This window comes from Larkinella rosea (genome assembly GCF_003858635.1).
GTDB lineage: Bacteria > Bacteroidota > Bacteroidia > Cytophagales > Spirosomataceae > Larkinella > Larkinella rosea.
Window position 1 is genome coordinate 160,712 of the sequence record NZ_RQJO01000015.1, and the last position, 14,577, is coordinate 175,288.

General features: G+C 52.0%; 10 protein-coding genes. 6 read left to right on the plus strand and 4 right to left on the minus strand.

Annotated features, from left to right (window positions below; genetic code table 11):
- Positions 1–39 precede the first annotated feature (39 nt).
- Entirely contained in the window at positions 40–651 is a 612-nt protein-coding gene (locus EHT25_RS27115) for an SGNH/GDSL hydrolase family protein (RefSeq protein ID WP_124878508.1), read from the plus strand.
- Here the strand turns inward: EHT25_RS27115 and EHT25_RS27120 are convergent, their stop codons facing one another.
- A complete protein-coding gene (locus EHT25_RS27120) occupies positions 652–1,593 on the minus strand; it encodes a toxin-antitoxin system YwqK family antitoxin (protein ID WP_229311810.1) in 942 nt (313 codons plus the stop codon).
- A gap of 114 nt (positions 1,594–1,707) precedes the next feature.
- On the opposite strand from EHT25_RS27120, the gene fcl reads away from it, so the two are divergent.
- Entirely contained in the window at positions 1,708–2,649 is a 942-nt protein-coding gene (gene fcl, locus EHT25_RS27125; protein ID WP_124878509.1) for a GDP-L-fucose synthase, read from the plus strand.
- Positions 2,650–2,767: 118 nt separating this feature from the next.
- On the opposite strand, the gene EHT25_RS27130 is transcribed toward fcl, so the two are convergent.
- Complete coding sequence (locus EHT25_RS27130) at positions 2,768–3,403, minus strand: acetyltransferase (protein WP_124878510.1); 636 nt, start codon at positions 3,401–3,403, stop codon at positions 2,768–2,770.
- Positions 3,404–3,517: 114 nt separating this feature from the next.
- Between EHT25_RS27130 and EHT25_RS27135 the strand changes: the two genes are divergently transcribed.
- From EHT25_RS27135 to EHT25_RS27145, 3 genes are all read left to right on the plus strand, one after another.
- Positions 3,518–4,303, plus strand: coding sequence for a UDP-2,3-diacylglucosamine diphosphatase (locus tag EHT25_RS27135; RefSeq protein ID WP_124878511.1), 786 nt, complete (start codon positions 3,518–3,520; stop codon positions 4,301–4,303).
- A gap of 77 nt (positions 4,304–4,380) precedes the next feature.
- On the plus strand, positions 4,381–5,643 hold the full coding sequence (locus EHT25_RS27140) for an exonuclease SbcCD subunit D C-terminal domain-containing protein (protein WP_124878512.1): 1,263 nt from the start codon (positions 4,381–4,383) through the stop codon (positions 5,641–5,643).
- The gene (locus EHT25_RS27145; RefSeq protein ID WP_124878513.1) at positions 5,615–8,695 is read left to right on the plus strand and encodes an AAA family ATPase; all 3,081 of its coding nucleotides are present in this window, start codon (positions 5,615–5,617) and stop codon (positions 8,693–8,695) included. Before EHT25_RS27140 ends, EHT25_RS27145 begins: the two co-directional genes overlap by 29 nt.
- 84 nt (positions 8,696–8,779) lie before the next feature.
- On the opposite strand, the gene EHT25_RS27150 is transcribed toward EHT25_RS27145, so the two are convergent.
- Together EHT25_RS27150 and EHT25_RS27155 are read right to left on the minus strand one after the other, a co-directional pair.
- Positions 8,780–9,610: an enoyl-ACP reductase FabI gene (locus tag EHT25_RS27150; protein WP_124878514.1), complete on the minus strand. Its 831-nt coding sequence runs from the start codon at positions 9,608–9,610 to the stop codon at positions 8,780–8,782.
- 110 nt (positions 9,611–9,720) lie between these two features.
- Positions 9,721–11,094 carry an RsmB/NOP family class I SAM-dependent RNA methyltransferase gene (locus EHT25_RS27155; RefSeq protein WP_229311811.1) on the minus strand — a complete coding sequence of 458 codons (1,374 nt, stop codon included), beginning with the start codon at positions 11,092–11,094 and terminating at the stop codon, positions 9,721–9,723.
- A 268-nt stretch (positions 11,095–11,362) separates the two neighbouring features.
- Here EHT25_RS27155 and EHT25_RS27160 point away from each other — a divergent pair, with 268 nt between their 5' ends.
- Complete coding sequence (locus EHT25_RS27160) at positions 11,363–14,572, plus strand: SusC/RagA family TonB-linked outer membrane protein (protein ID WP_124878515.1); 3,210 nt, start codon at positions 11,363–11,365, stop codon at positions 14,570–14,572.
- Positions 14,573–14,577 lie beyond the last annotated feature (5 nt).

The following is a 14,577-nucleotide window of genomic DNA, read 5'->3' on the forward strand; positions in this document are numbered from 1 at the left end:
CTCTTCGCCTGCGCCCAATCCGGCTCAGAAGACGGCCTTATGACAACCACTCCCAATGCTAACTACCTCGCCCTCGGCGATTCCTACACCATTGGCGAGAGCGTTTCGGCCGCCGACCGCTGGTGCGTTCAACTGGCCGGTTTGCTGCGAAAAGACGGTTTGAGTATTACCGACCCCGATATTATTGCCCGGACGGGCTGGACCACCAGCGAGTTACATGACGCCATCAAAAAGAGCGGAAATCAGAAAACGTACAGCCTGGTTTCGCTGCTGATTGGCGTTAATAACCAGTACCGGGGGCAAAGCACGGAAACGTACCGGACCGAATTCCGGGACTTGCTGCAAACGGCGGTGCGGTTTGCGGGCGATAAACCGAAGCGGGTTTTTGTGGTTTCGACTCCCGATTGGGGCGTTACGCCGTACGCGGCTGGGCGAAACAGCCAGCAGATTGCGCAGGAAATCGACGCTTTCAATGCCATTGCGCAGGAAGAATGCAAAAAAGCCGGTATTCTTTACGTCGATATTACGCCGATATCCCGCACGGCAGCTAACGATCCGTCGCAGATTGCGGACGACCAACTGCATTTTTCGGGGAAGCAATACCGTCAGTGGGCCGAAAAAGCATTGCCGGACGTGAAGAAGCTGCTGTAACTACTGATCGTCTTCGGCCACTTCTTTTTCTTTGGGCCGCTCGTAAACAACTTTTCCTTTGTCGTCCCACTCGCTGATGACATACGGCTCGAAATCTTCGGTCCAGCGGTCGCGGCCGTATTGGGTGATTTTTTTACGCTGCCGGCGAAACTGGTAATACTCGATCCAGCGCCCGACTTTTACGCCCTGGTCATACTTGCCTTCCGCCATCAACTGCCCGCCTTCGTAGAACGCCATGTACTGCCCGTTGACTTTGCCAAACTCCTTCGGCAGCACCTCTTTTACTTTGGTATGCGACGAATCGTAATAGACAATCTGTGATTCGGCCGGAAAACCGCGGTTCCATTTCTGCTTATCGAGGAGCATGTAATTGGCGTCGTATTTTTCCCAGCGACCGTCTTTGGCACCGATGTAATAATAGCCTTCTTCGAGCAGAATACCGTTCTGGTAGCGTTTATACGGCCCGTGCAGGATCATGACCTTATCCTTGTCTTTGATCAGCGACGACGAAACCCGCTGGGCTTTGGGGTCGAACCAGTAGGTTTCGCGGACGTATGCATTCGGCTGACGGTACTGTTTCAAAACCGTAAATTTCTCGATGATCGTCCGGTCGCCACTGCCAAACTTGGTGTATTGTTCGACAATCGGAATGCCTTCGTATTCCGTCCGCGAGAGTTTTTGTTTTTTCCGGCGTTCGGCTTTGTCCTGCTGTTCTTTCTTGAATTGCTTTACTTTCAGCCCCAGATCCGGCAGCGTTTCGCTCACCAGATTTTCGACACCCGACGGCACCAGCGACGGCCCGGTTTTGTCACCTTTGCCCGACTTTTTGGTAATCGGTGCCTGCGCGGTTGTAAACGAGTTTTCCACCGGCGAGGTCGTCGTCTGCGCCGATACTACCTGCCAGAGGCCCAATACTAACCCAAGTAATGTAATACGTTTCATGCAACAGTAAATCAGCCGGTTTGGCCGGAGGGGATCAATCCTTTATAGAAACGGTTTTGATCTGGTTTTATTTTGTCGAAAACCGTGCCTAACTTCGTTCAAAATTAACGAATTGTGGAAAAAGACGCTAAAATATACGTAGCCGGTCACCGGGGGATGGTGGGTTCGGCCATTGTCCGAAAATTGCAATCCGAAGGCTTTGAAAACCTCTTGTTCCGGACCTCTTCCGAACTGGATTTGCGCAACCAGGCCGCTGTGGAAGATTTTTTTGCCACCGAAAAACCGGATTATGTGATTCTGGCGGCCGCCAAAGTGGGCGGTATTGTGGCCAATAACACCTACCGGGCGGATTTCCTGTACGATAATCTGCTAATCGAAGCTAATATCATTCACCAGGCCTACAAGACGGACGTCAAGAAACTGCTGTTTCTGGGCTCCTCCTGCATTTATCCGAAACTGGCTCCGCAGCCGTTGAAGGAGGAATATTTGCTGAGCGGTTTTCTGGAACAAACCAACGAACCGTACGCCATCGCCAAAATTACCGGGATCAAGCTGTGCGAATCGTACCGGCGTCAATACGGCTGCAATTTCATTTCGGCCATGCCGACCAATCTGTACGGCCCGAACGACAATTATGATCTGCAGAATTCGCACGTATTGCCCGCGCTGATCCGCAAGTTTCACGAAGCCAAAGTCAATGACCAGCCGTTTGTGGAGGTTTGGGGAACGGGTTCACCGCGCCGGGAATTCCTGCACGCCGACGATCTGGCCGATGCGTGTTTCTTCCTGATGGAAAACTACGACGAAGAGTTGTTCGTCAACATCGGCACCGGCGAGGACGAAACGATCCGCGAACTGGTCGAACAGGTGCAGCAGGTGGTGGGCTACGAAGGCGAAGTGCGCTGGAATACCGACAAGCCCGACGGAACACCCCGCAAGCTAATGGATGTCTCGCGGCTGCACGCGATGGGTTGGAAACACACGACCTCACTCAAAGACGGCCTGGAACTGACGTATCAGGATTTCCTGGCGAATGAGGAGTTGTATGTGGAGTAAGAGTTAAGGAGTAAAAAGGTTGTTTCGCGGAGTTGAGCGGAGGAAAAGGGAGTTAAGCGGAGAAAAATAAACTCTGCTTAACTCCCTTTTCTCCGCTCAACTCCGCGAAACAACTCTCTTATCCGACTTTCACCGCCGGATTCCCGAAAACCGTCGTATTAGCGGCCACGTTTTCGATGACGACGGAACCGGCACCGATCCGGGCATTTTTGCCAATCGTCACCCCAGCCACAACCGTGACGCCCGTGCCGATAAACGCCCCTTCTTCAATCGTTACCGCCGGGTTGATGAAACTTCCCGTTCCGATGTGCACAAAATCGCCCAGTTTCGCCTGCGAATCGATGACCGAGCCCGACTGAATGATGCAATGCTGCCCGACGGTAGCAAATGGATTGATCACCACGCGGGCCGCAATCAGGTTGCCGTGGCCGATGGTCGCTAATTTGGAAATAGTGGCGGTTTCGTGAATGGCGTTGACGGGTTGCACGTGCCGCCGGTCGTTGAGCATTTTGACCAGCTTTTTCCGGACACGCGTGTCGCCCAGGGCCACGAAAGCTTCGCATTTATGGCCGATCAGTTTCAGAAAACCGTCGTCGTCGGTTTCGCCCAATACCGTTACGTCCCCGAACTCTTTGCCGTGTAATTTTTTATCGTCATCCAGCAAACCGTAAACGACCACGCCGTTGCGCTGGAAAATATCCAATGCCGTGACGCCTAAACTGCCTGCTCCCAGGATGAGTACCGGATTCTCCATGTTAAATGAATTACATTATTGTAATATTACTAAACCGCATTATTGTCCGAAAAAGTTTGCAATCCGATAAAATTGCGGAAATACCCACCTCACAATCGAATGGTATTTTCGGACATGAAACACAACACTCATTTCCGAACAATCGTCATTTCGGATGTGCATTTGGGAACGAGCGGTTCGAAGGCAAAGGAAGTGACTGATTTTTTGAAGTACTACAGTTGTCAGAAATTAATTCTCAACGGCGACATCATCGACGGCTGGCAACTGCGCCGGGGGGGCGAGTGGAAAAAGAAACACACGGCGTTCTGGCGGGCAGTTTTAAAGGCCATGGACCGTTACGACACCCGGGTAATCTACCTGCGTGGCAATCACGATGATTTTCTGGATCAGATTATGCCGCTAAAACTCGGTAAATTCTTTTCCATCCGGAAAGACTACGTCCTGAATTCCAACGAAAAGCGGTTTTACATTACCCACGGCGACGTATTCGATACCATCACGACGCAGATGAAATGGCTGGCGTACCTGGGCGATATTGGCTACACCTTCCTGCTCTGGATCAACAAGTTTTATAACAATTACCGCGCCTGGCGGGGTTTGTCGTATTATTCCCTGTCGCAGCAAATCAAGTTGCGGGTGAAACAGGCCGTGAGTTACATTTCGGATTACGAAGAAAAACTGACCGAACTCGCCAAAGCCCGGAATTGCGACGGCGTGATTTGCGGCCACATTCACCAGCCCGCCATCCGCCAGTTCGGCGAGTTGATCTACATGAACTCCGGCGACTGGGTCGAATCGCTCAGCGCGCTGGTCGAAGATCATGACGGCAACTGGAACTTGCTGTATTATAGCACCGAACTCGAAAAAGCCGAATCGCAACCCGCCCTGTATCATTCCTGATTCCGTATTTTCCGCTTTTTATTGTCGTCGGCTTCCGGTAATTTTAGCTAACTTCCGGTTTAGAAGCACTGGCGCGTATGAAAATTCTGCACACCGCGGACTGGCATTTAGGGAAACGACTTTACAAACACGAACTCCGGGATGACCACGTCCAGTTTCTCGACTGGCTGGCCGAAACCGTCGAAAGCCGGGAGATCGACGTGCTGATTATTTCGGGCGATGTGTTCGATACCACCAACCCCAACGACGGGTCGATGCAGCTGTATTACCAGTTTCTGACCCGGATGCTGCCGCTGCAACGCAAAATTATCATCACCGGCGGCAACCACGATTCGCCGACCAAGCTCAACGCGCCCCGCGAACTCCTCCGCCACCTGAATATCCACGTTATCGGTTGTACGACTGGCGATTGCATCGAAGAAGTCATCCGGCTGAAAACCGGGTCGACGGATTTGCTCGTGGCTGCGGTTCCGTACCTACGTGACAGCGATTTGCGCCAGTCGATTTCGGGCCAAACCTACGAAGAGCGCATCGAGGCCGTCCGGATGGGCATTCGGAATCATTACGAACGCATTGTCGATCATTGCCAGACCGAATTTCGCGATGTGCCGGTTTTGGCAATGGGGCATTTGTACGTGAACGGCGCGACGGTTTCGCCCGAAAGCGAACGGGAAATCCACGCCGTGGGCGGCCAGGCGGCTTTTTCGTCCGAGCATTTTCCACCCGGTTTTGATTACGTTGCCCTGGGGCATATTCATGTTCCGCAGCAGATCGGGGGCGTCGAAACCGTTCGCTACAGTGGAGCACCGCTGCCGCTGAGTTTTGCCGAACGCGACAACCGCCACCAGGTGCTGGAATTAACGCTGGAAAACGGCAGGATTACGACCATCGAATCCGTTCCGGTGCCGCATTTCCGGTCGTTGCTGCAAGTTGCCGGAACGCTGGACGCGGTTCGGGAAAGGCTGGAAAAGCTGGAAGAAACCGACGCGTTATCGACGCTGGTGGAAATTCTGGTGGAAGAAGAAAACGAAAGCCTGACGGTTCGGCAGCATTTCGAGCAGTTGCAGCGTGATTACGCCGAAGCCCCGTTTCTGATGGCCAAATCCCGGCTGGTTTTTCGGAACAAACTAAAAGGACTCGATTCGTTGTACGTGGCCGATACGCAGTTACAGGATCTGTCATACCTCGATGTGTTTGGCCGTCGGCTGGATGCGTCACAGGTGGAGGGCGACGAGCGGACGGCGCTGTTGGAAGCATATAAAGAATTGTATCGTTTGGTGACGGAACAAGCGGCCCATCCCGTACTACTGCATGAAAATCAGACAAATACGCTTTCGTAACATCAATTCCTTTTACGGCGAACACCCGCCGATCCAGTTCAACGGCGGGTTGCTGGGCAGCACCGGTTTGTTTGTGATTTCGGGACCAACCGGCGCCGGAAAATCGACCTTGCTGGATGTGATTACGCTGGCGTTGTTCAACCGCGTGCCCCGGATTTCGGGTACGATTTCGAATACCAGCATCATCGACGAAGGCATTCTGGTTAATCAACAGGCGGCCCGCGAGCCGGGAACGGCGGCTTATGCCGAGATTGAATACGAAGTCGGCGGGAAAGCGTACCGCTCGCGCTGGTCGATCAAGAAAAACCGCAACGACAACTGGAACAATTACGAAATGGAAATTGCCTTTCTCCCCGAAGGGCAATCCGAAGGTCAGTTGCTGCCCATCAAGGGCTTAAGTGAATTTCCGAAAAAGAACGAAGAACTCATTGGACTAACGTACGACCAGTTTATTCGATCCATTGTATTGGCGCAGGGGGCGTTCGACCAGTTTCTGAAATCGCGGGCGGCCGAGCGCAGCAAAATGCTGGAACGGATCACCGGAACCGAGATTTACCGGCAACTGGGTCAGCGGGCGCACGTGGTCAATAAAACGTTCGAAGAGCAGATCAGGGAAAAACGGCAGGAAGTTGATCTGATCAAAGTACTGACGGATGAACAGGTGGGTGAGCTGAAAGACCGCCAGAAAACCATCGGTAATCGCCTGACCGAAATCGCCAAAGACGTTGTCTTTTATACGAATGAAGAAAAATTCCGGCGTCAGATTGCCGATGCCGATCAGCAGCTTGCGGTTTTGACGAAACGGCGGAACGTGTCGGATGAAAAAAAACAGGCGTTTGTGCCGGATGGCCTGCGGTTGCAACGCCACGAGCAGGTTGCCGATTTAGCCGCTAGTTTCTCCGATATTGCGAATGCCGAGCGTAACCGAAAAACCGCCGGGCAGGATCAGCAAACCGCCCGAAACCGCCTGAATGAATTGGCTGACCAGCAGGCGATTCTGATTCGGAAAGCACAAACCCTTACGCAACAGCCCCAACTGACCGAGAAAACGTTTGAGAAAGACCTGAACGATTTTCGGGAAAAAGTGCTGGCGTTGACCAATCAATACCAGGCGGAACGCGATAAAGCCAAACCGGCGTTTGGGTCGATCAAGAAGGAATTGGAAAATACCAAACTGGAGTGGTTCAAAACGCTCGATGTGCGGGATGTTGACCAGATGGCAGAGTTGGTCAGGGAGCGATTGCACGAACTGAATGTTCAACTGGTGCAAATTGAGAAGGATTATGCCGAGTTAACACCCGCGTCGATTCAGAACGAACTCAACCGCCTGTTGGAGCAGGACGAAAATTTGACGGAACTGCGCGCGCTCCTGATTCAGCAACAGGAACGGCTGCTCGACGGAACGACACTGAACGGGAAAATCAATGACCACACGGCTTTTCTGAATGAGCATCAAAAACCGCTCGAGCAGTTAAAGGCGGAAGTTGAGACGCTTCAGCTCAAAATTGACCAGATTCATATTGCCAAACGGCGGTTTGCTGAAGAAGCCGATCTGGACGAATTGCGCAAGGCATTGCAGGATGGCGATCCTTGCCCTTTGTGCGGTTCGCTGGACCATCCGTACGCGCAGCATTACATCAATCAAACGGGTAAGCTGGAACTGGAGTTACGGCTGGCTACGCAGGATTTGGAGCAAAAGCGCAAAGCCTGGGACACATTACAGGGTAAGCTGCTGAAAATACAGTCGGAACTGGAAACGTATTCGGAACAGCGGAATGTGCTTCGAAAGGCTTATTCCGAAAAGAAAACGATTATCTCCAACCGGCTTTCTACCCTCGCGCTCGACCCGACGCTGTCGCCGGAACAGATCAAGGATGCCCAGCAGGAGATTCAGAATGAGCGGAAAGAACTGAATGAAATTCAGACGCTTTGGGAGCAGGAAAATCTGTTGCGACGACTTTCGGATGATTTGGAAACCGTGCAGCAAAGCAAGAAACAGGCGGAATTGTTAAAAGCGCAAAAGGAACAATTATATGCAGGTGATGACGTGCGGTTTCAAAGCGAACAGCTTGTCAATCAGTTTAATGCGGTCCAGCTAAAAATTAGTACGGAAAAAGGATTGCTCGAAAAAGCGACTTCCAGCTATGCTGATTCGGACCGAAATTACCAAACGCTGACCGCTGACTTACAGCCGGTTTTGATCGAACGCGGTTTTAATGATCTGGCCGACGCCCGCGCCTGTCTGCTCGAAAGCTCGCAGGTCCGGTACTTACAGGAATTAAAAACCGCCTTGGAAAAGGAAGCCGAAGAGATTATTCGCAAAGAAAAGGAGGAGACGGCGAAACGGCAGGAAGCCGCTGTTGCGTGTCAGACGGACATGACGCTGGAAGCAACAACGACCCAGCTGCGGGAAACGAAAAAAGAAGAAGCCAAAGAGCGGGAAAATATTGGGTATTACAAACGGCAGCTGGAAGAGGATAAGGAAAAACGCCGGAAGCACAGACAACTGACCAAAGACCTCGAAAAGCTCGAAACCGAAGCCCGGCCCTGGCGCGAACTCGACCGGCTGATCGGCAGCGCGAAAGGCGACGATTACAGCAAATTTGCGCAGGGACTGACGCTGGCGCAGTTGATCGGTTTGGCCAACCGGCGGTTGAAAGACTTAACGGATCGGTATCTGCTGCTGAAACCGCGCGACGGGCAGGACGAACTCTACGTGGTGGACTTGTATCAGGGCAGCACGGAGCGGTCGGTTTCCAGTTTGTCGGGGGGCGAAACATTCACGCTCAGTCTGGCACTCGCGCTGGCGCTGTCCGATCTGGCTTCCCAGAATGTTCAGATCGAAAGCCTGTTTATCGACGAAGGGTTCGGAACGCTCGATCCCGACACGCTCGACACGGCTGTTGCGATGCTGGAAAAACTGCAGCACGACAGTCAGAAAACCATCGGAATTATTTCCCACCGCCACGAAATCAAGGAGCGGATCAGCGTGCAGATTCAGGTGGAAAAAGGAATGGACGGGAATAGTAAAATCAAGATTCTTGAACTATAATGGGTGTGATTAATGATGATGAAAAAGGATGTCTACTAATCGGTAAAATCCTTTTTCATCATCATCAATCACACCCATCATAGTCTATTGTTGCTGCTGATGCGCCTGCATCAGTTTCAGGGCCAGATCTTCTGAAACGCCGACGCTGGAGAAACCACCGTCGTGGAAGAGGTTTTGCATCGTCACCATGCGGGTCAGATCGCTGAAAAGCGTGATGACGTAATTGGCACAATCGTCGGCGGTGGCGTTGCCGAGGGGCGACATCAGTTGGGCGTATTCGTAGAACACATCAAAACCGCCAATGCCGGCACCGGCTGTCGTCACCGTTGGCGATTGCGATACGGTATTGACGCGAACATTTTTCAGTTTACCGTAACGGTATCCAAAACCGCGCGCGATGGATTCGAGCATGGCTTTGGCGTCGGCCATGTCGGTGTAAAACGCAAACGTCCGCTGGGCGGCAATATAGCTCAGGCCGACCACCGAAGCCCATTCGTTCAGGGCGTCGAGTTTTTCGGCGGTTTGCATCATTTTATGGAAAGAAAGGGCCGAAATGTCCAGGCTTTTCTGGTACCATTCGTAATTCATGTCGCCGTAGGGGCGGTTTTTACGAATGTTCGGACTCATGCCGATGGAGTGCAGCACGAAGTCGATTTTACCGCCCAATACATCCATCGATTTGGTATACAGGTTCTCGATGTCTTCCACCGAGGTTGCATCGGCGGGAATGATTTCGGCTTCACATTGTTCCGCCAGTTGCTTGATAGCCCCCATTCGCATGGCCAGCGGTGCGTTCGAAAGTGTGAACGTCGCGCCTTCTTCCTTTGCTTTCAGTGCTATTTTCCAGGCAATGGATTTTTCATCCAATGCTCCGGTGATAATGCCTCGCTTGCCTTTCAATAATCCGTAAGCCATGAATTGAGTTGCTTTTTATTCGGTGATCGTGTCGATTCAGAAGTCGGCAAAGTAACTACTTTTTTTGCTGGAATGCCAATACCGCCGTTTCGGCGAAAAGCAGTTGGAACTCAATATTCTTTGATGTCCATGCGAATGCGCCACTCTTTCGGCAGGTAATTATTGACCCGGTTACCGACGCCCTTGAGCCAGCCCAGGTTCAGTCCTTCGTAGCGCGCCAGCAACCAGCCTTTCACCGGTTCGTTCAGTACCAGATTTTCTTTTTTGAAAAACCGCATGGCTTCTTCCTTCGTTAAATCAATACCGGGAAGAGTTTCAGCAATGGCTGTGCTCAAAGCCAGCGCGTGCGAAGGAATAAAATCATCGCCTTTGAACGTGCCCATTTCCAGGCCAAAGCCTTTGTTATGTAACGCCCAGTCCAGCGTGCGCAACTCGGCCGACAACGATTCGGGAATGGCAAAAACGTCGTTGTTCGGTTTGACATAAAACGAATACGCTTCGGGGTTTTTCAGGAAAGATTGCAAGGATTTTACCTGCCAGTTCCGCACCGGTTTTAACGAGCGAAAGGTCCGTGGAATGCCCGTTTCCGGGCTCGACCGCTGTTTCTTTTTGAAAATGCTCAGGAAAAAACCTTCGCCTTTGACGCGATGCGGATAACATTGGTAGCCTGTCGTGTTATTCAACGTCTTTCCCACAATTCCCCAGGATTCGGGCAGGTCCAACGTCTGGTTTTCAAAACCGTGTTCACTGAGCCAGTCGGCATTCCGGCTATTTTCGCTATCATTATACGTACACGTACTATATAGAAGTAAGCCGTCGTCGCAGAGCAGGGGAGCGGCCGCCGTCAGAATCCGTTGCTGTCGGGTGGTGCAGAACACCACACTGTCGGCCGACCATTCGAGCATGGCTTCCGGATCTTTCCGAAACAGCCCTTCGCCCGAACAGGGCGCATCGACCAGCACGATGTCGAAAAAACCGCTCAGTGATTTAAAATCTTCCGGATCGTGGTTGCTAATGGCTACGTTCGGGATGCCCCATTTTTCCAGATTTTCCTTCAAAACCGGTATCCGGCTGCGAATCACTTCATTGCAAACCAGCAGACCGTCGGGCGTCAGGAGGGAAGCCAGCAGCGTGCTTTTGCCACCGGGGGCCGCGCACAAATCCAACATCCGCAAGGGGCGTTGCAAGCGGGCAGTTTGCCGCAGTGCTTCGGCGATGAGCATCGACGACGCTTCCTGCACATAAAACGCCCCGGCCTGGAACAGCGGATCGAGCGTAAAAACCGGGCGTTCCGGCAAATAAAAGCCTTCGTTACACCACAAAACCGGCTCCAGATCGGCCGTTTTCAAAACCGCTTTTTTCGGATTGACCCGAACGCTCACGGGAGCGGGCTGCTGGAAAGCCGCAATGAACGCCGGGTAATCAGTACCTAACTGCAGCAGCATCTGCTGCCGGAAATTTTCGGGTAATGGAGAATTACTCATTGAACAAATATAATTCATCAATCTGTAATCCACTGATCCAACGCTCATTGGATAAGATTTTACCGTATTGTTAGGGAATTGTGAATAGGCTCAACGTATTGATTTACAATTTATTAACAAAAATATTTTTCGTTTACATTTCATTAAGAAGTCTATAACAAAATGGCATTACTGAATTTGTTGTCTTTCGGGCTATTGCCAATAGAAAATTTTGTACTAATTTCACTATCAGTATTAGTTGAATACTTTCATTAACCTAACTAAAAACATGTTAAAGCGTTTACTTATTGCCTTATTGTGCCTTGCCGGCACAGTAAGCACCTCCTTTGCTCAAACCCGTACGATTTCGGGCAAAGTGACTTCCGCAGAAGATAGTTCTCCACTCCCCGGCGTTAACATTGTGGTCAAAGGGACCTCTCGCGGGGCCACTACCAACGCCACCGGTGAATACTCCCTCAGTGTCCCTGACAACGCCGAAACACTAACTTTCTCCTTTATCGGATTCAAGACGACCGACGTTTCCATCGGAAATCGCTCGACGGTTGATCTTACGTTACAACCCGATGCATCGACACTTCAGGAAATTGTGGTAACGGCCCTCGGTATTTCGCGCGACAAGAAAGCACTCAACTACTCAGTTCAGGAATTGAAGCAGGAAAAACTGAACATCGCCCGCGACCCGAACGTCGCCAATGCGCTGGCGGGTAAAATTGCCGGTGTACAGGTGTTGGGCCAATCGGCCGCGAAGTTCGGTAGCCCCAGCATCCGGATTCGGGGGGTCAACTCCCTGACCGGTGGCGATCCGCTGTATGTGGTGGATGGCACACCCACTGACGTGAGCCAGGTGAATATGGACGATGTTGAAAACCTCTCGGTACTGAAAGGACCTTCGGCAACAGCCCTGTACGGAAACCGGGCTTCGGCGGGCGTTATTGTCATTACGACCAAACGCGCCAAAGCGGGCGAAACCCGGCTGGACTTCAACCACAGTACAACCATCGACATGGTGGGGATGCTGCCCAAATACCAGAATGAATACGGTGGTGGCTACTCGCAGGCCTGGGATACCTTCCAGTTTGATCCGAAGATTCACCCGGCCGACTGGGCTTCGTTCAACGGACAGAAAATCCTGGATTACTCGGCTGACGAAAGCTGGGGACCCCGAATGGATGGTACGCCCCACCGCTCGGCGTTCTCCTGGCAGCAGGGGCCGGAATTTGGTCAGTTGACGCCGTTCTCGCCACATCCCAACAACGTGCGGGATTTCTTCGCCAAACCCATCAGCAACAACACGAACATTGCTTTTTCACGGGGTACCGACGCGTTCCAGAGCCGGATCTCGTATACGCACATCATCAACAACGGGATTATTCCGAATTCATCCCAGACCCGCGACTTTGTGAGTGCCAAAAATACGATCAAGTTTGGCAGCAAGCTGTCGGCTAACCTGAACATCAACTACACGGCTTTCAAGACGACGAACCTTCCCGCCGACCGTTACGGTTCATCCGGGGGAACAACGCCAACCAACAGCCCGATCGGTATTTCGAATGCTACACTGAATGGTTACAACCAGACGATCGGTTCGTTCAACCAGTGGTTCCAGCGCCAGCTTAATATGGATGACCTGCGGAATTACAAAAACCCGGACGGAACGTTCCGGAGCTGGAACATCGGCAGCCCAACTGATCCGCGCCCGAAATACTGGGACAGCCCTTTCACGTCGGTGTACGAAAACACAAACAGCAACCGAAGCGACCGGCTTTTCGGTGATCTTGGTCTGACCTACCAGTTTACGCCTTTCCTGAAAGCTTCGGCCACCGTCCGTCGCGATCAGAATTACTTTTCGCAGGAATCCCGCGTAGCCCAGGGAACGCTGAACGCCGGAGGATTGGGCGCCTATGCCACTCTGGGCGCGAGTTCGCGTGAGAACAACTATGAATTTCTGGCCAGCTATAACCAGGAATTTTCAAACATCTCACTGGTGGCTAACGCCGGTGGTAACATCCGCTACAACCGGATTGAAGGTCAGTTCCTGGCAACGGTAGGAGGGCTTTCGGCTCCAAATTTCTACAATATTGCCGCTTCGATCGACCGGCCAGCCGCCAACAACTATTTGTATGAGCGGCAGGTTAACAGCGTTTTCGGAAACGTGAGCGTTGGCTACAAGGATTTCGTTTTTGTAGAAGCATCGATTCGGAACGACTGGTCGTCAACCCTGCCCAAAGCGAACAATTCGTACCTGTATCCATCCCTTTCGGCCGGTTTGGTGTTCTCGGAACTGATTCCGCAAAACCGCATCCTGTCGTATGGTAAAATCCGCGCCGGTTATGCGCAGGTTGGTACCGACGTTGGGCCTTACCAAACCGCGTTATCGTATACATCCGGAACGTCTTATTCGAGCAACGCAACCTTGTTCCTGCCTACGACGCTACCGAACTCCAATCTGCAACCCGGTTTGTCGTCGTCGTATGAAGGCGGGATCGACCTGCGTTTCCTGAACAACCGGTTGGGTTTTGAATTTACGGCGTACCGCAACGACAATAAGAATCAGATTATTCCGGTTCCGGTTACGCCAACCAGCGGTTATACCAACGCCGTTATCAACGCCGGTCTGATTCAAACCAGCGGTCTGGAATTGCACATCAACGCCACGCCGGTCCGGTCGGCCTCCGGTTTCACCTGGGAATTCGACATCAACCTCGACCGCAACCGCTCGAAAGTGGTTAAACTGCGGGAAGGCTTGACTAACTACCAGATCGACGGCCCGCAGTGGCGCACCTTGACTCTCAACGCCCGTGAAAGCCAGGACTGGGGTTTACTGGTGGGTCAGGGAATCAAGAAAGACGCCAACGGTAACAAACTGGTCTATGCCAAAGGTACGCCGAACGAGGGGTTGTATATCAAAGAAGATAACGTGCCGCTAGGTTCGGTTCTGCCGAAATTCAAAGGCGGTTTTCTGAATACACTTTCGTATAAGGGAGTAACGTTACGGGTCAACGCCGACTTTATTGCCGGTGGCAAATTCTTCTCAACGACCAAAATGTTCAATGCGGGTTCCGGACTTTCCGAAGAAACGGCGGGTTTGAATGAACTCGGTAAACCGAAGCGGGACGATCCGGCAACGGGTGGTGGTATTTTGCTGGATGGTGTAACGGAAGACGGCCAACCCAATACAACCCGCGTTGATGCCCAAAATCTGTATGAAGGCTGGCTGTTCGCCCTGAACGAGCGGTGGATTTACAGCAAATCCTACATTAAACTGCGGGAGATTTCGGTCGGTTACAATTTCCCCAAAAATATGCTGGGCAAATTCATCAAGTCGGCCAACGTTTCGTTGATTGCCCGCAATCCACTATTGATTTACAGCGCCATTGGTGGCGGTATCGACATTTCAGAATCAGAAACGCTGTGGTATGAAGGTGGCCAATTGCCGCCGGTGCGGTCGTTCGGTGTAAACCTGCGTTTAGGTCTTTAATTAAA

What these genes read in the sequence shown, in the direction of transcription:
- EHT25_RS27115 (WP_124878508.1), top strand. Translation starts at nt 40, where the DNA reads ATGACAACCACTCCCAATGCTAACTACCTCGCCCTCGGCGATTCCTAC.
- EHT25_RS27120 (WP_229311810.1), bottom strand. Translation starts at nt 1,593, where the DNA reads ATGAAACGTATTACATTACTTGGGTTAGTATTGGGCCTCTGGCAGGTA.
- EHT25_RS27130 (WP_124878510.1), bottom strand. Translation starts at nt 3,403, where the DNA reads ATGGAGAATCCGGTACTCATCCTGGGAGCAGGCAGTTTAGGCGTCACG.
- EHT25_RS27135 (WP_124878511.1), top strand. Translation starts at nt 3,518, where the DNA reads ATGAAACACAACACTCATTTCCGAACAATCGTCATTTCGGATGTGCAT.
- EHT25_RS27140 (WP_124878512.1), top strand. Translation starts at nt 4,381, where the DNA reads ATGAAAATTCTGCACACCGCGGACTGGCATTTAGGGAAACGACTTTAC.
- EHT25_RS27145 (WP_124878513.1), top strand. Translation starts at nt 5,615, where the DNA reads ATGAAAATCAGACAAATACGCTTTCGTAACATCAATTCCTTTTACGGC.
- EHT25_RS27150 (WP_124878514.1), bottom strand. Translation starts at nt 9,610, where the DNA reads ATGGCTTACGGATTATTGAAAGGCAAGCGAGGCATTATCACCGGAGCA.
- EHT25_RS27155 (WP_229311811.1), bottom strand. Translation starts at nt 11,094, where the DNA reads ATGAGTAATTCTCCATTACCCGAAAATTTCCGGCAGCAGATGCTGCTG.
- EHT25_RS27160 (WP_124878515.1), top strand. Translation starts at nt 11,363, where the DNA reads ATGTTAAAGCGTTTACTTATTGCCTTATTGTGCCTTGCCGGCACAGTA.